12 protein-coding genes are annotated in these 16,446 nt (G+C 60.1%); 5 read left to right on the forward strand and 7 right to left on the reverse strand.

The window, feature by feature from the left end; translation table 11 throughout:
- The first annotated feature begins 14 nt into the window (after positions 1-14).
- Complete coding sequence (gene fdhF / locus ACIPR4_RS01825; protein ID WP_013566938.1) at positions 15-3,080, forward strand: formate dehydrogenase subunit alpha; 3,066 nt, start codon at positions 15-17, stop codon at positions 3,078-3,080.
- A gap of 9 nt (positions 3,081-3,089) precedes the next feature.
- Positions 3,090-3,530, forward strand: coding sequence for a helical membrane plugin domain-containing protein (locus ACIPR4_RS01830; protein WP_013566939.1), 441 nt, complete (start codon positions 3,090-3,092; stop codon positions 3,528-3,530).
- Positions 3,531-3,670: 140 nt separating this feature from the next.
- Here ACIPR4_RS01830 and ACIPR4_RS01835 read toward each other — a convergent pair whose 3' ends face one another.
- From ACIPR4_RS01835 to ACIPR4_RS01865, 7 genes are all read right to left on the reverse strand, one after another.
- Positions 3,671-7,327 carry a choice-of-anchor D domain-containing protein gene (locus ACIPR4_RS01835; protein WP_013566940.1) on the reverse strand — a complete coding sequence of 1,219 codons (3,657 nt, stop codon included), beginning with the start codon at positions 7,325-7,327 and terminating at the stop codon, positions 3,671-3,673.
- Between the two features lie 124 nt (positions 7,328-7,451).
- A complete protein-coding gene (locus ACIPR4_RS01840; protein WP_013566941.1) occupies positions 7,452-8,459 on the reverse strand; it encodes a VWA domain-containing protein in 1,008 nt (335 codons plus the stop codon).
- 40 nt (positions 8,460-8,499) lie between these two features.
- On the reverse strand, positions 8,500-9,825 hold the full coding sequence (locus ACIPR4_RS01845) for a pseudouridine synthase (RefSeq protein WP_013566942.1): 1,326 nt from the start codon (positions 9,823-9,825) through the stop codon (positions 8,500-8,502).
- On the reverse strand, positions 9,815-10,570 hold the full coding sequence (locus tag ACIPR4_RS01850; RefSeq protein ID WP_013566943.1) for a prolipoprotein diacylglyceryl transferase: 756 nt from the start codon (positions 10,568-10,570) through the stop codon (positions 9,815-9,817). Before ACIPR4_RS01850 ends, ACIPR4_RS01845 begins: the two co-directional genes overlap by 11 nt.
- 329 nt (positions 10,571-10,899) lie before the next feature.
- Positions 10,900-11,958 carry a TlpA disulfide reductase family protein gene (locus ACIPR4_RS01855; protein ID WP_013566944.1) on the reverse strand — a complete coding sequence of 353 codons (1,059 nt, stop codon included), beginning with the start codon at positions 11,956-11,958 and terminating at the stop codon, positions 10,900-10,902.
- A gap of 49 nt (positions 11,959-12,007) precedes the next feature.
- Positions 12,008-12,346, reverse strand: a complete 339-nt coding sequence (locus tag ACIPR4_RS01860; RefSeq protein WP_013566945.1) for a cell division protein ZapA — start codon at positions 12,344-12,346, stop codon at positions 12,008-12,010.
- A gap of 14 nt (positions 12,347-12,360) precedes the next feature.
- Entirely contained in the window at positions 12,361-12,618 is a 258-nt protein-coding gene (locus ACIPR4_RS01865; RefSeq protein ID WP_013566946.1) for a hypothetical protein, read from the reverse strand.
- Positions 12,619-12,921: 303 nt separating this feature from the next.
- Between ACIPR4_RS01865 and ACIPR4_RS01870 the strand changes: the two genes are divergently transcribed.
- The 3 genes from ACIPR4_RS01870 to ACIPR4_RS01880 all read left to right on the forward strand — a co-directional run bounded on the left by ACIPR4_RS01870 (position 12,922) and on the right by ACIPR4_RS01880 (position 16,416).
- Positions 12,922-15,102, forward strand: coding sequence for a hypothetical protein (locus ACIPR4_RS01870; RefSeq protein WP_144312280.1), 2,181 nt, complete (start codon positions 12,922-12,924; stop codon positions 15,100-15,102).
- A 35-nt stretch (positions 15,103-15,137) separates the two neighbouring features.
- Positions 15,138-15,737 carry a Uma2 family endonuclease gene (locus ACIPR4_RS01875; RefSeq protein ID WP_013566948.1) on the forward strand — a complete coding sequence of 200 codons (600 nt, stop codon included), beginning with the start codon at positions 15,138-15,140 and terminating at the stop codon, positions 15,735-15,737.
- A gap of 178 nt (positions 15,738-15,915) precedes the next feature.
- Positions 15,916-16,416: a PEP-CTERM sorting domain-containing protein gene (locus ACIPR4_RS01880; protein ID WP_013566949.1), complete on the forward strand. Its 501-nt coding sequence runs from the start codon at positions 15,916-15,918 to the stop codon at positions 16,414-16,416.
- The last annotated feature ends 30 nt before the right edge of the window (positions 16,417-16,446 follow it).

The following is a 16,446-nucleotide window of genomic DNA, read 5'->3' on the forward strand; positions in this document are numbered from 1 at the left end:
CATCCTAAGCAGGTATGCTGCAGAAGCGCCTTCTCAACTCGCCCATCGAACGTGTCCCGACTCTTGAAATCCTGATCGATGGCCGCTCTGTACCTGCTGCGGAGGGGGAGCTTCTCGTCGAAGTGCTCAACCGTGCTGCGAAGGCGGTGAATGATGCGCTTCTTCCCGGTGCCAAAAACTCGGGTCTTGCGGGCGCGCGCTCCGTTCCGCAGATCTGCTATCACCGCCAGATGGGTCCGATCGAAACTTGCGACACCTGCATGGTGGAGGTCAACGGCCAGCTTGTGCGTGCCTGCAGCACAGAGATCGCGCCGGAGATGCGCGTGCTTTCTGTCTCGCACCGTGCCGATGTAGCGCAGCGCGAGGCGATGGACCGCATTCTGCAGAATCACGATCTCTACTGCACGGTCTGCGACAACAACAACGGCAACTGCACGATTCATAACACCACGGGCGAGATGAGCATTCAGCACCAGCAGCGGCCCTTTTTGCATAAGCCCTTTGAGCAAGACCATTCGAATCCCTTCTATCGCTACGACCCCGACCAGTGCATTCTCTGCGGCCGCTGTGTAGAGGCCTGCCAGGATGTGCAGGTGAACGAGACGCTGACGATTCGTTGGGAAGACGAGCACCCGCGCGTTCTCTGGGACGGTGGGGAACAGATCGCCGGTTCGAGCTGCGTGAGCTGTGGCCATTGCATCACCGTCTGCCCCTGCAATGCGCTGATGGAAAAGAGCATGCTCGGCGAAGCAGGATACTTCACGAACCTTCCCACGAAGGTGCTCGACGATATGATCGAGGTCGTAAAGGGCGTTGAGCCGGAGACGGGCTATCCCGCGATCATGGCGATCTCGAACATCGAATCGCACATGCGCGAAGCGCGTATCAAACGCACCAAGACCGTTTGCACCTACTGCGGTGTGGGCTGCAGCTTCGAGGTCTGGACGCGCGACCGCCATATTCTGAAGATCGAACCCAGCGAAGGTCCGGCCAACGGCATCTCCACCTGTGTGAAGGGCAAGTTCGGGTATGAGTTTGTGAATGCGAAGGACCGCCTGCACAAGCCACTCATCCGTGCTGGCGCGACCTTTCGCGAGGCGGAGTGGGACGAGGTACTCACTCTCATCGCGTCGAAGTTCAAACAATATATGAAGACTGACGGCCCGGATTCGCTGGCCTTCATTGCGTCGTCGAAGTGTACGAACGAAGAGAGCTATCTGATGCAGAAGCTCGCGCGCGCCGTGGTGGGCACGAACAACATCGACAACTGCAGCCGCTACTGCCAGACGCCTGCCACCATGGGTCTGCAGCGTACCGTCAAGTACGGCGGCGATGCGGGATCGATCGCGGACATTGAGATGGCGGGCCTCGTCATCGGCATTGGTACCAATACCTCGGAGAGCCATCCTGTGCTGGCAACGCGCGTGAAGCGTTCGCATAAGTGGCGCGGGCAGAGGTTGATCGTTGCCGATCTGCGCAAGCACGAGATGGCGGAACGCGCCGACCTCTTCTTTCAACCGAAGCCGGGAACGGACATGGTCTGGCTCTCTGCTGTGACGAAGTACATCTTCGATCAGGGGTGGGAGAAGCGTGAGTTCATTGAGCGCCTGGTCAACAAGGCGGACGAGTATCGCGCCAGCCTTGCGCCCTTCACACTGGAGTTTGCGGAAGAGACCACCGGCATTCCGATGGAGACGCTGAAGACCGTCGCACGGGAGATCGTTGCAGCGGATGGCGTCTGCATCCTCTGGGCGATGGGTGTGACGCAACACTGCGGCGGATCGGATACCTCCACCGCGATCAGCAATCTTCTTCTAGTCACCGGCAACTACGGACGCCGGGGTGCGGGTGCGTATCCGTTGCGCGGACACAACAACGTGCAGGGCGCGAGCGACTTCGGTTCCATGCCGAATCTTTACCCTGGCTATCAGCTTGTCGATGACGATGCCGTGCGCGCGAAGTTCGAGGCAGCATGGGGTGTGAGTCTGCCGTTCACCAAGGGTCTCGACAATCACGAGATGATTCGCGCGATCCATCAGGGCAAGCTGAAGAGCCTGTATATCAAGGGCGAAGATACGGTGACCTCCGACGCGAATGCGAACGATGTGGAACGCGCGCTCTCGCAGGTGGATTTCCTCATCGTGCAGGACATCTCGTTTTCAGAGACAGCGCGCTTTGCGGATGTCGTTCTACCCGCATCGCCATCACTCGAAAAAGACGGCACCTTCGTCAGCACGGAGCGCCGCATTCAACGGCTGTACAAGGCGATGGAGCCGCTTGGAGATTCGCGCCCCGACTGGCAGATTCTGCAGATGATTGCAAACGCGATGGGCGCGAAGTGGACCTACGAACACCCCTCCGAGATTATGGACGAGGTCGCTTCGCTCACGCCGCTCTTCGCTGGTGTGAACTATCAACGCCTCGAAGGCTTCAAGAGCTTGCAGTGGCCGGTGGCTGCGGATGGAACGGACTCGCCGTATCTCTTCAAGGACGGCTTTCCGTTCCCAGATGGCAAGGCGAAGTTTCATCCGCTGGAATGGATTGAGCCTTCGGAAGAGAGCGATGAGGAGTTCGATCTCCACCTCAACAACGGACGCATGCTGGAGCACTTCGAGCAGGGAAGCATGACGTATCGAGTGCCGGGGATCAAGCGGATGACGCCATCGAACTTTGTGGAAGTCTCTCCGGACCTCGCCGCCGAACGCGGCGTGGAAGATGGCAGCAAGGTCGAGCTGAAGTCGAAGTGGGGCACCATTAGCGCAAAGGTGCTCGTGACCGACCGCGTCACCGGTAAGCAGCTTTACATGGCGATGAACAACACCGAAGATCCTGTGAACCGCCTCACAGGCGCGCACGTGGATCGCGCAACGCACACGCCGGCGTTCAAAGAAGTCTCGGTCAACATGCGCATTCTTGAACCCAAGGGCCGTTCTCCGCTGATGTGGGAAAACTTCCGCAACGGCCATCGCACACCGCAGCAAGGTGTGGAAGTGGAACGCAAGTGGGCGCGCGAAGACTATCGTCTGCCCGGCCTCTCACTCAACGATCAACTTGTACAGATCAACACGACCAAAGTTTAGGAGAACCGCGTGGCCGTTCCCATTGCCTTTGAACCGAAACCGATTGACCCGACGCAGGAGCTGCAACGCCGTCTTGCCGCCGCGCCCATTCAGCATGCCGAAGCGCTGCTCGTGATCTACGACCTGATTCAGGAGGCGCACGACAAAGGCCTGCTCGACGCTCTCCATGGGGTAGTCCACGCGCGTGACGCAGTGTTTGAAGAGCTGGCTACAGGAGCAAAGCAGAAGCCGGTCATCGCAGCCATACGCAACGTGGTGAGTCTCAGTAAGATCCTCAGCGCCATCGATCCGGAGACGCTCTCCTGCGCCGCTGCTGAGATGGAGAAGGAAGCGAAGAGTGCGGAGCCGCCAACCTTCTGGCAGATCTTCCGTCGCACACGCACTCCGGAAGCGCGCCGGGGCCTTGGTTTGCTTACCTCGCTTCTCGTGGGTCTAGGTCGCCGCAGCTAAAGAATCTCTTCTCCCTTTGTCATCCCGTAGCGCAGCGAAGGGATCTGCTGTTGAGCAAATTAGATCCTTCCGCTGCGCTACGGGATGACAAAGGGAGGGGACGCAGCGGATGACAGCGGGATCGCTACGTCATAGACCTTCTACTTCGCCGTCACACTCAACGAATACGTCGCCGACCGCACCAATTGCCCATCCGTCGCCGTAACCGTATAGGTGTACGTCCCCGGCTCCGTGTAAGGCGCGTTCTGCCCCAGGCCACCGGCACAACCCGCAGCACCCAGGCAGACCGCGGCCATAAGCAGCATCGCCAGAGCGATGCGCGCAAACGCCCCAGCTCCACGTCGTGAGATCCAAAGTCCTGCAGCACTCAGGGCCGCCAGCAACAGGGCAATCCAACTTCCACCACCCAGTCCACCGTAGCCAATCGCCGTGTACTTCGAGGTCGTGGAGATCGAGAGGGTCACGGGCGAGGCTGCATTCGGAACCAAAGAGGCGAGAGCGGAGGTGCAGACCGAGCCGATGGCATTGGAGGTGCAGGTCAGCGTGACCGCAGCGGAGAAGCCTCCCAGCGGCGTCACCGTCGCTGCTGTCGTTGTACCGAAACCGGCAATCACAGCACCAGAGGTCGGCGACAGGGCCACGGAGAAGTCCACGCCGTTGCCCGTCAGCGCCACGGTGATCACGGGGTACTTCGTATCGTTCGTCGTCAGCACAAGCGCACCCGTGCGGACACCGATCGCCGTTGGCTTGAAGACAACGCTCACCGTGCAGGTGGAAAGTCCCGCCAGCGCCACGCCGCACGTCGTGCTGTCGCTGTAATCGCCGCTTGTAGTGATGCCTGTGAGCGCGATCGCGGAGGTGGTGTAGTTCGTAATCGTCACAACCTGCGCTGCTGAGGTGAAGCCCACGTCGATGTTGCCGAAGCTAAGCGAAGAGACGGAGGCTTCCACATCCGCTACGCCGCGCCCGCTCAAGGTTGCCGTGAGCGTGGCGTTCGCGGAGGCCGTGGAGGTCACCGTCAGTACACCCGTCCGCGCACCCAGTACCGTTGGGGTAAAGGCCACGTTGATCAGGCAGGACGCGCCCGCCGCGACCGTCCCGCAGGTCGAAGAGGCGATGGTGAAGTCGCCGGTCACCGAGTACGCCGTGACCTTCAGCGGGATCGCAGAGGTGTTCGTCCACACAAAGCTCTGGGCTGTGGACGTACTGCCCAGGAGAATATTTCCGAAGTTGTTCGAAGCAGGCGTCAGCGTGGCTGTTGTCTGCAGGCCGGTGCCGTTCAAGGCTGAGGTGAGTGTGGGATTCCCTGAGGTGTTCGTGAGCACCGTGAGTGTTCCCGTGACGGCCCCTGCAGTGGTCGGCACAAAGGTGACGGAGATGGTGCAGGACGCGCCAGCGGCAAGAGAAGCCCCGCACGCGGTCGTATCCGCAAATTGCGCTGAGACTGCAACGCTCTTCACCGCGATTGCAACGGTGGAGGTGTTGGTCAGGGTAAAGATCTGCGCGGCAGAGACGCCACCACCGGCGTAGGTGCTCGCGAACGTAGCGGACGCAGGCGTGAGTGTCGCTGTGGTGTCCTCGCCATTGCCCGTCAGAGAGACCGTCAACGTTGGGTTGGAGGTGGAATCGGTCGTCACCGTCAGCGTGCCGGTGCGCGTCCCTACTGCGGAAGGTGCGAAGGTCACGGTGATCGTGCACGTCGCGTTCTCCGCCAGAGAAGTGCAGTTGTCGGTCTCCGTGAAGTCGCTCGCGTTCGTTCCTGAGATCGCGATCTTCGAGATGGCCACCGTGCTCGTGAAGGTCGTGGTGTTCGCGACCGTCACAGGAAGCGACGCCGTTGCGCCCAGGAAGACATCACCAAAGTTCAACGTGGTGGGCGAGATGGACGCGGTTGTTGGGACTGGCGGGATCAGGAAGGCGACGACCTGTCCATCGTGCGGCGTAAGTCCGGCGGCAGTCGTCGTGTCGTTGGTGTTGATGGCGGCGAAGTCGGTAGAGAAGTGCGGCTGCGTCACATCCGTCATGTAGCTGGCGAGCGAAGCAGAGGCAGTCGAAGAATCGGGCACGGTAGCGGAGGCGAGAATGTGCTCCAGCGATGCCGCGTTGCCGCGCTCGATGATGTTGTATCGCTGCAAGGTCGCGATGCTGGTGGTGAAGTCGTTGAGCGCGGCAGTCGTGCTGGTTGGCGTGTAGAGCGTGACGGTGGTTGCAGAAGCAGGCGAGCCGGTGACTACGCCGAGCACGTCGACATAGCCATCGCTGTATTCATACGCATTGAAGTTTCCCGCAACGATGACATTGCCGCCCGCAGTCTGATACTGCTGTACCAGCGCGCTGAGTGCAGCGGCCTGTGCTGCGCGATGCGCGCGCACATCGGGGCCAAGCGTCGTGTCTCCAATGTTGTCGCGCGGCGTGAGGTGTACGTCGATCACGTAAAACGGATAGTTCTTGCCCACGCGGACGAACTCGCCCTTCAGGACCAACGGTGGACGCTCCCACAGCGTCCCCGATCCGCCTGCAGCGGTGGTGTACGTGTCGCTTTTACCGGCCTGCGTGCAGGAGTCTACGGTCACCGTGCTCTTCACAAGGAAGCCGAGATTCAGGCTCGCCGTATCGTTTCCCGTGATCAAGCAGGTCGAATCGTAGACCGTTCCCGCGCTGCTGATGGCAGTCTGCAGATCGGTCAGTGTAGCGGCGTCCTGCATCTCTTGCAGCGAAAGAATGTCCGGTGATCCAAAGGCGTTCACAATCGCGTTTGCGGCCTTGCTTAGCTGGCGCGCATACGCGCTCGCGGAGATCGGTGTCGATCCTATTGCGGCGAGCGTGCTGTAGAAGCGATTCAGGTCCAGCGTGCCGACCTTGAAGTGTGTCGCATCGGCGACGGCGGAGGTCGTCGCTGCGACGGAGCCGCCTACGGTGCAGGCGGAGCTCTTGAAGATCAACAACCGTGCATAGCCCAGCGTGTAATCGATCAGGCCGATACCCTTCGTGGCTCCGGCGGTGATGTTCGAAGGCACAGAGCACGTGATCGACTGGCCCACCGTGATGTTCACAGCGGTTCCTCCCAGAGTCGTCGTGTCGATGAGGATCCGCTGCGGATTGCCGCCCCACTTCGTCACACCGCTCGGAGCAGAGGCGGGCACAAACTCGTCTCCCGCAATGCCCGTAGTGCGATAGAGATGGTTGTTCGTCGTGGTGTTGGAGTTCAACGTCGCCCAGAACTGGCCATTGGAGGTCACCGTCTCATTCGTCTCGTCCAGCGTTCCACTCGTCGGCGCAATCGCATAAAACGAGCTGTTGGACGCAGCCATGCCCGTGTATTGCAGCGCATCGCCGAAGGTCGTCAGCACGGATGAGACAGAGATCGCCTGCGTCATCGTCTGGTTCGTCGCCGTGGCCGTGCAGGTGGTTGCGGCAAGATACGTGCCGGGGGTATTCGCTGCGGTGAGGTCGGTGGTGTTCTTCACGGTGCCGATAACCGTGACCTGGTTGCCCACAGCGGCGCACGTTGCACCGGTTGGAGGAACGACCAGCATGCCCTCTGCCGTGGTGACCAGGCTGTCCCAGTTACCGCTCGGCTCACTGATGTAAAAGCTTCCATCGCTCAGCACACCCACGACGATCCCCGTCGTAATGGAGACCGCGGAACCCAGGTAGGGCGAGTTCGGCAAGTTCTTCATCACATCGTGAATCGAGACCGAGGTCTGCGCGACCATCGAAGTGGCTGTCACTGCCAGTGTGAGAGAAAAAACGGAGCGTATCGCGCGCAAGAAGAAGCGCGGGGAAGAAAACATCATCAGGGAGCTCCAGCGCGGACCTTCGCCGTGGAGCGCAGGCCGTCTATTTCATCAGGAAATAAATAGGGTTGCGCTTAATTCGACGGGTTTGCTGGAGCTCTGGGTTACAGGTTGAGAAGCAAGCCTACTGCATTGGTCGCGGAGCGAAGTATCCCTTACGCGTGTGGACGGTGTAGCGCTGATCGACGGCCTTCAGATAAATCGGTCGGAAGGCCCCGTCTTGCCTGAAGTCCGCAGGGCGATACTGCAGCAGATACTGCGAGCGAAGCTCTTCTTCGATCGAGTGGAATCCGTTGGCGACATCTTCAATGCGGTTCGGGAAGAAGACGCGGCCGCCGGTTGCATCCGCGATGCGGCGCAACACTTCATCGGCTGCATCCTTCGTTGGACTGATGTTCGTGGAGATGGTGTACACGATGGTTTCCGCACGCTGGCACATCTTGATCGCGTCGTTCTCCTGCGCGCGTGACTGGTTGTCGTGTCCGTCGGAGACGACGATGAGAGCGCGGCGTACCGTGTTGCTCTCTTTGAGCGTCAGCATCTGGTCGCGACAGGTCGTGTAGAGGGCGTCGAAGAAGGCTGTTCCGCCGCCCGGACGCAGTTTGTGGATGGCCTGGTTCAGGAGATCGACGCTGTTCGTATAGTCCTGCGCGAGGTCCGTCTTCACATCGAAGCCCATCACGAAAGCCGCATCGCCGCGATGCAGAACCTGCAGAAAGAACTCCGTGGCGGCGTCCTGCTCGAACTGGAAGCGCTGACGGATGGATCCGGAGGTATCCATCAGGACACCAACGCGCAGGGGTAGATTGGTCTGCTGCGTGAACTTGATGACGCGCTCGGGCGGACGGTTGTCGTCCAGCAGACCGAAGTCCTGCTGACGCAGACCGGTGACAAAGCGGCCGTTTTTATCGGTCACGGTGAAGATCTGGCTCACTTCGCGGGCGAAGGTGGTGATCGTAGGAGCGACGGCGGCGGTTCCGTCGGGCGAAGCCGGGCGAGACTGCAACTCTGGCGCAGGTGTGGTCTGAGCAGGTGCGGTGGCCGGTGCGGGAGGCGTGGCTTGTCCCGTCTGCGCGGCGGCAGCAAGGGAGACAAGCAGAAGGGAAGCGGCAAAAATACGCGGGCGAATCACGGGTGTGATTCTACCAAGCCAGGGCCCTCACGCGTTTTCGCTACTCCTTTGGCTTGGGAGGGAGCGATCGCAGGCGGTTCAGAAGCTCAATCAGATCTGCGGGAATCTCGGCCTCAAGCTCCAGATCTTCACCCGTAATCGGGTGCGCCAGATGAAGCTCCTTCGCGTGCAGGAAGTTCCGAGGCAAAGTCGCACCATCGCCGTCTTCGGGGCGATGCAGCCCAACAATCCGCGCAGGCGCTCCGTAAAGCGTGTCGCCGACGACAGGATGCCCAATCGCCTGCATGTGCACGCGAATCTGATGGGTGCGACCGGTTTCGATCAGGACTTCCAGCAGCGTGAACTTGCCTGCGGAGGTGTCCAGCCGCTCCAGCACCTCGTAATGCGAAACTGCCGCGCGCGCCTCGTAGAGCTTCGGCTCCTTCATCGGCTCGCGCTCTTCGGGATGCAGCTTCGAGGGCGTACCGGGACTCTCCGTGGTCATCCAGCTCTGCCGGGAACGCGTCGTCATGCGCGTTCTGCGGATAGGATCGCGCCCAATGGGCAGATTGATCGTGCCGTGATCGCGCTCAGCATTGCCACGTGCCTTCGCGCCGACCTCGCCATGCACCAGCGCCAGGTAACGCTTCTCCAGCGATCGGTCGGAGAACATCTCACCCAGCGCGCGATGCGTGCGGTCGTTCTTCGCCACCATGATCAGGCCCGAGGTCTGCTTGTCCAGGCGATGCACAATGCCGGGGCGAAGCTCTCCGCCCACGCTCGACAGGTTCACGTTGAAGTGATGCAGAAGGGCATTCACCAGCGTTCCGCCGCTGCGCGCATCGTCCGTCAGACCAGAACCCGCATGCACCATCATGCCCGCAGGCTTGTCGATCACGGCCATGTGCTCGTCTTCATAGACGATCTTCAGCGGAATGTCTTCCGCCATCGCCTTCAGCGGTGCGGGACGCGGTTCGCCTTCAATCTCAATGCGCTCGCCACCCAGCAGCTTCAGCTTGTTCTTCGCGGTCTTGCCGTCCACGCGGACCTGGCCCTGCTCGATCAGCAACTGCACACGTCCACGCGAGATGTCGGGCATCGCCTTGGCCAGATAGGCGTCCAGCCGAAGCCCGGCAGCGGCGGCATCGGCACTGAAACTGCGGATGTCGCCTTCGGACTCGATATCGTCGTCTTCGAGGACCGGTACGGCGACGGGAGCTTTGACTTTGGGTTTGGCGGGAATCTGGCCTGCCAGTGTTTCTGCGGGAGACGTCTTCGCAGGCTCTTCTCCCTCGGCCACAACGGGGTCCACGCCACGTTGTGCGCGGTAGAGGTGTTTGACGGTCTGTCTTCGTTTGCCCTTGGGCAACATGTTTTTAGATGGCACGCTGATGCTCCTTCGACTGCAGCAAAAGAGCGCCGCCACTTACTACGATACAGAGCAGCAGATACTGATCGAAGCGAAGGCCCGCAAAAACCGTCCCAACCTCGATCGGCGCGGGCCGTAGGCAGTCGATCAGAAAGCGCGCCGCAGCCGCCAGCATGACCGTTCCGCCGAGGACTTCGCCCGCATGCCGTCTGCGCGGCAGGTACCAGACGCCCAAGGCCGCAATCAGCAGGTGCGCCACGGCGCTGTAGAGGGCCACGGGATGCGATCCGATGCCATTCGCGCTGTGCATCGAGGGCACCAGGCGCCCAAAAACGCCCGTGGTTGCTGAACCGACATCGTTTCCGGCCATCAGGTCGCCAAAATGCAGAAACGAAGCCAGCAGCATGGCCGCAGGCGCAACGGCATCTCCCAGGATCCGCAAAGGGAGCCTGCGATACATCGCATAGGCTACGCCAGAGAGCACGCTCACGGCGAGCCCAAAGCGCGTCACTGTGGGCAGCGTCAAAATCAGGAGCGGATAGAGCCGAAACGCGCGAAGATTTTCCGATACCAGCACGATGCGCGAAACCACCAGCGTGCCGACGATGGCGACCAGGCAGGCGCTCCACACGGCATCTTCTTCCAGCCCCGTCACACGCGCATTACGTGCGGCGAGCACCATGGCCAGCACGAGACCCAGCGCCGCCACTGCGCCGTAGGTCTGCAGTGTGACGGGTCCAAGATGAAAGAGATGTGGATGCATGGCGTACTGACTCTGTGGGAAAGAAGCGCGCAGGATAATCCGGCGCACCAAATGAGAAGAAAACTGACCCGCTCAGCCGTGCAGCGAGGCGCTGGTGAACCCGTCTAGGACGGCGGGACTCGGCCGTGGCTCTTTAGGCATTCCGGACTGGCGGACATTGCGCACCGAACCATGTATACGAGCTAAGCCCCTGTTCAATGAATGTTGGTTCAACCAGCGTGATTCGCCATACCTGCCTTGCAGGCCAGTTCTCTGGATGGATGCTACGCGGGGCATTCCGGAATGGCAAGTTGACTCGCTACGCAATTTCCAAGTCAACGACCTGAAGGTTACTGTCCTGCAACATGGGCTGTGGGTGTGCCCGTATGCAGCTTTGCCACCAGAGGCCGCACCTGTTCACGCAGATCGAAGTTCCCTCCCACCACGCGATGTCGCAGAATGCCGTCCCCATCGATGATGAGATACGTCGGAATCGCGCCCACATGGAACTCGTCGCTGAGCGTGTGTTTCGTATCCAGGTACTGCACCCACGTCATGCCGTTTTTCTCGATAAACTCCGCCCATTTCGTCTCGCTGGAGTCCCAGGAAGACGAGATGAGAACCATGTCCTTTGCGAGGCGGCTGTCGTTTGCGATCGACCGGATGTAGGAGATCTCGTTGCGGCAGGGACCACACCACGTCGCCCAGAAGTCCACCAGGACGACTTTGCCGCTGTAATCATCCAGAGAAATCTTCCGGCCATCTTTGGTGGTCACCGTGAAAGAAGGCGAGATCGTCTCCCGCGCCAGGCTGATGTTTTCTGCAAAGTGTCGCGCGCGCGTCGCCAGCCCTGGCGAGACCTCGGGCATCGCGGCCAGGGTCGCAAAACGCTGTTTTGCTTCGGTATCGCGACCCAGCAGGGCAAGCGCCTGCCCGTCCAGAATGTAGGCCCGCGCGTTGGCCTTATCCAGGGTAAGTGCGCGCTCAAAGGCTGCGTGCGCCTCTTCCAGGTCGCTGCGCTTCGGTTTCGGTGCTGGTCCCAGCTTCTGGTCGCTCAGATCGGTGTGCGGCATCAGCGCTTCGCCGTGCAGTGCCGCGGCGTCTGCCCTGCCCTTGGGATCGGAGGCAAGCTGCTCCATCTGTGTCGCAGCCGCGATGGAAACCTTCGGCATCTCCGCGCGCAGGCCGACCTCATACAGGCCGCGCAGGCACTCCATGCAGTGGCCGTTTTCTGTCTTGAGGGCTTTGCGATAACTGTCGATGGCAGAGGTCAACATGCCATGGCCGTCGAACTCGCGCGCCTCCGCGAGGCTCTGCTCCGTCTTCGCAGACACGGCCGCGTTCTGCCCGTGCATCGACACAGGCAGAACAGCGGCCCAGAGAGAAAAGAGCAGCAACAGGAGGAGCATCTGCGCAGCTTATAAAGTTCCTGCGTAGCGATGCAATAAGTTAAATCGGTTAACCTGCGATGCGTTCTAAAAGAACTTCGTCCAGCAGACCGTTCAACGATCCCGCACGGCTGCGTACCGAACTCTGCGTCCGGTCGAGCGATCCCAGCAGCTCCGCATGCAACCGGCGCATCTCCACCAGCTCATCCGCGATATTCAGGGCTGCGAGTACCGCCACACGCAACGAATCCACGGTGGAGCCATGCGACGAGACCGCGCGCATCTTCGCATCCACAATCGATGCCAGTTGTTCGATATGCTCCGGGTCCACGCCGCGCAGACGATAGACCTGGTCGTAGATGTCCACCGAGACCGAACGCGATACGGGTTGCTCGTTCATCTCATCCATAGTTTCTCCAGGGCCTAAAGAAGCTCGTCTAGCTGCTGCAGCATGGTATCCACGCGGGATTTTACGGACTCGCGCTCCTGCTTCAGCCCGGCAAGTTCCACAGAGAGCGAAGAGACTTCTTCGCTTGTCATCTCCAGTTCTTCGCGCAACTGCTTCACCTGGGCCTCAGCCGCGGCGCGCTTTTCGCGTTCCTGCTTGATCAGTTCCACTGTGCGCAGAACGCGCTGTTCCAGCGCCTGAAATTCGTCGACGCTTACCGTCGGTGTGGACATGCTTTGCTGCCTCGCAATCTCGTCTTAATGGAGCTTCTCTTGAAGTATAGAACCGGGATTTTCCACCGGCGTTCGCGAATCGCAAGAGGGGAACCTCATTCGACTCCCCCACAAACAGCTTTCATGAGGAAGTCCCAAACCGGGTGCCCCATACATCGCTCGAAGAGCGACTTCGATCAGAGCTTCGAAAAGCAGATCCCTTTGCTTCGCTACGGGATGACAAAAACCGGCACTCTCTCCCTTTGTCATCCCGTAGCGAAGCGGAGGGATCCTCTTCTTCTTTTCTCCTTTGAGCAAGCCACCATGCGACACTTTTCTATGCGTCTCACCCTCTGCGCCGCCGTCCTCCTCAGTCTCCCCCTGACCGCCCAAACCGCAAAACCCAACGACGACCTCCTCTTCCAGACCTCCCAGGGCTGGAGTCCGCGCGTCAACGTGGAATCCGGCACGGTCATGGTCTATGGGATCGACAGCACCACGGCGGAGCGCATTCAGAGCTGGCGCGACCATGGCTATCGCGTCACGGTGATGACCGGCGTCGCCTGGGGGCGCTACGCCGACTACCTCCGCGGCGACTTCGACGGCAAAGAGCACTGGAACGAGACCCAGCAGGAAAAAACCGGCAAACTCATCCTCCACAGCGGACGCGAAGTCCCCTACATCGCTCCCTCAGAGAGCTACGGCCGCTACCTCTCCGTCGGCGTCACCCGAGCCCTCGACGCCGGAGCCCAGGCGATTTATCTCGAAGAGCCTGAGTTCTGGGCTCGCGCTGGATGGTCCGACTCCTTCAAAAAAGAGTGGCAGAGCTACTACAACGAGCCCTGGCAGGCGCCGGATAGTTCACCGGACGCGCAGTATCGTGCCTCCAAGCTCAAATATTTCCTCTACCGACGCGCTCTCGCGCAGGTCTTCGACTCCGTAAAAGCCTGGTCCACCGCCCACGGGAAACACATTCCCTGCTACGTCGCCACGCACTCGCTGATTAACTATGCGCAGTGGCAGATCGTCTCGCCCGAATCGTCGCTGATTCACGTCGGTGCGGACGGATACATCGCACAGGTCTGGACGGGGACATCCCGCGAACCGAACGTTTACGAAGGCGTCCGGAAAGAGCGCACCTTCGAGACCGCCTTCCTGGAATACGGCGCGATGCAGAATCTCGTCCGCGCCTCGGGCCACCGGATGTGGTTCCTCAACGACCCGATCGAGGACAACGCGAACCACTCCTGGACGGACTACCAACGCAACTGGGAGAGCACTCTGGTCGCCTCACTTCTGCAACCGGACATCGCCAGCTACGAGGTGCTTCCGTGGCCTGACCGTATTTTTGGATCGCATGGCCTCTATCCCACCTCGGAGCCGACGGAAGCCAATCCCCACCCCGCCAAGGCCGCCATCCCTTCGAAGTACGAGACGGAATTGCAGACTGTTTTCCACGCCCTCGGCGACATGCGCCAGCCTGCGCACTGGCTTATCTCCGGCACGCCCGGCATCGGCGTCCTCGTCTCGGACACGCTCATGTTCCAGCGAGCGCAGCCTCTGCCTTCGGACCACAATCTTGGGAATGTCTACGGACTGGCTCTGCCGCTGCTCATGCATGGCATTCCTGTGGAACCCGTTCAGATCGAAAATACCTATTCTTCTCAGACCTCGGGAACACCAACCCTGGACCACTACAAACTTCTTCTCCTCAGCTACGAGGGCCAGAAGCCGCCGGATCCCGCCTTCCATCCTGCTCTTGCAGCCTGGGTGCGCGCGGGCGGAGCCCTTGTTGTTCTGGATGACGACAAAGATCCCTACAACCGTGCCTCGGACTGGTGGAACACGGGCGCGCATCACGACGCCACTCCCCGAGAAGATCTGTTCCAGCAACTCGGCCTCAACTCCCACGCCGAGGGTTTGCATCGCGTAGGGAAGGGCATCGTCTTGTATGCCGCGAAATCTCCCTCCGCACTGACCTATGACAAGGCCGGAGCAGAGACCGTTCGCGATCTTACGCACCAGGCCGCGACGGCGGTGAACCTCCCCTGGAAAGAGACCACGGCCCTCGCCCTGCGCCGAGGCCCTTACCTGATCGTCGCCGGTCTCGACGGCAACGCCGCGCCGCAAGCGATCCCGGGTCGGTTTCTCAATCTCTTCGACTCGCACCTTGCGGAGACGACCAGCTTCTCGATTACCCCGGAAACCCGTGCTCTCCTTCTGGATCTTGACGCAAAACTCGCAAATCCCGCCACCGCAAAGATCCTCGCCGCTTCCGCCAGGATCACGGACATCCATACCGCTCCGAACACCCTCACCTTTGCGGCATCCAATATCGAAGGTCGCGACGACAACGATCTGACCGCCGTCGCGATTCACCTGCCTCGCCCCGCCAAACAGGTCACCGTCGACGGCAAGGCGGTCCAATCCACCTACGCGCAACAGGTGCTTCGCCTCGAATTCCCATCCCGGGCCAAGCCCCAGACCATCTCCATTACTTTCTAGGGAAAAGCCGCAAATCCACGGAGTAAAATCGCCGCATGGAAAGTCTCTTCGCCGGTCTGCCCATGCCGCTCCGCATCAAGCCCGCCCGTCCCATGACGGACGAGGAGTTGATGCGTTTCTGCGAGCAGCATGACGAGCTCGCGGTGGAACGGGAGCCCAATGGAGATCTAATTTTCATGACACCCACAGGGTTGGAAGGTTCCAACCGGAATATTGCCCTTTCGCGAGCACTGGACGAATGGGCGGAAGAAGACGGGCGTGGTTTGGCCTTCGATTCAAGCGCTGGTGTGACCTTGCCTGACCTCTCTGTGCGTTCCGCCGATGCGGCGTGGATCTCGCACCGCAAACTCAACGCGCTATCGCTCGACGATCGCAAAAGGTTCGCGCACGTCTGCCCGGAGTTTGTGGTCGAACTTCGATCCGAGACGGACAGTCTCTCAGTTCTCCAGCAAAAGATGGAACAGTGGATCGCCAACGGCGCTGAACTGGGCTGGCTCATTGATCCCTTCGAAAAAGCGATCCACCTCTATCGCCCCGGCTATCCGCCCGAGATTCTCAAGGAAATCTCTCAGGTCTCAGGCGAAGGTCCGGTCGCCGGGTTCATCATGCCACTGGATCGGATTTTTACGCGGTAGAAAAAAGCGTCCTTGCGAATAGGCAAAAAGAGAAAGCAAGTGCCACTTTACGCACAGGACAAAAGTCCGATCCGAAAATGCTTTGATTTAGACGGAAGGAATCGAACCTTCGTTTTCTTGCATTTGGCAAGGGAAGTGCTCCAGAAGAAAGGTACTCACCCATACTTTGGAGTTTTCCATGAAACTAAAGCTTCTTTCGCCGCTCATTCTGGGGCTCTGCCTTGTTTTCTCTCCCCTCGCCAAAGCCGATTCCATCACGCTTGAGTCTCACGTTGGCAACACCTACACGTACGACCTCACCCTGGATAGCAACTTTAATGTGTTCATCCTGGATGGCTTCAGCCTCACCGGTCTCTCTGGCGTGACGAATGCCACCCTCAGCGGAAAACTCGATAAGCTCTTCGACATCTCCTTCAACTCCACGAGTGTGCTCGTTGCTACGATCGCTGGCATCTCTGCAAGCTTCCACGCCCCTTACAGCATTGGAACGCTCACGCTGACCTCCGCTGCGAAGACCGGCATGGTCGATTTCACCATCCTGGACAGCAACGGCCTCTCATGCGGAAAAGTGGGCGGACCGGCTCTCGCAGCCACACCGGAACCCGGCAGTCTGTTTCTCCTCGGCACCGGAGCTCTTGTCGTGATGGGTTCGATGAAGCGACGTTTTCTGACTGCTTAGGCTGTCTGGAGTTTTCACCAAAACGGCCAA

Source organism: Terriglobus saanensis SP1PR4, from assembly GCF_000179915.2.
GTDB classification, from domain to species: domain Bacteria; phylum Acidobacteriota; class Terriglobia; order Terriglobales; family Acidobacteriaceae; genus Terriglobus; species Terriglobus saanensis.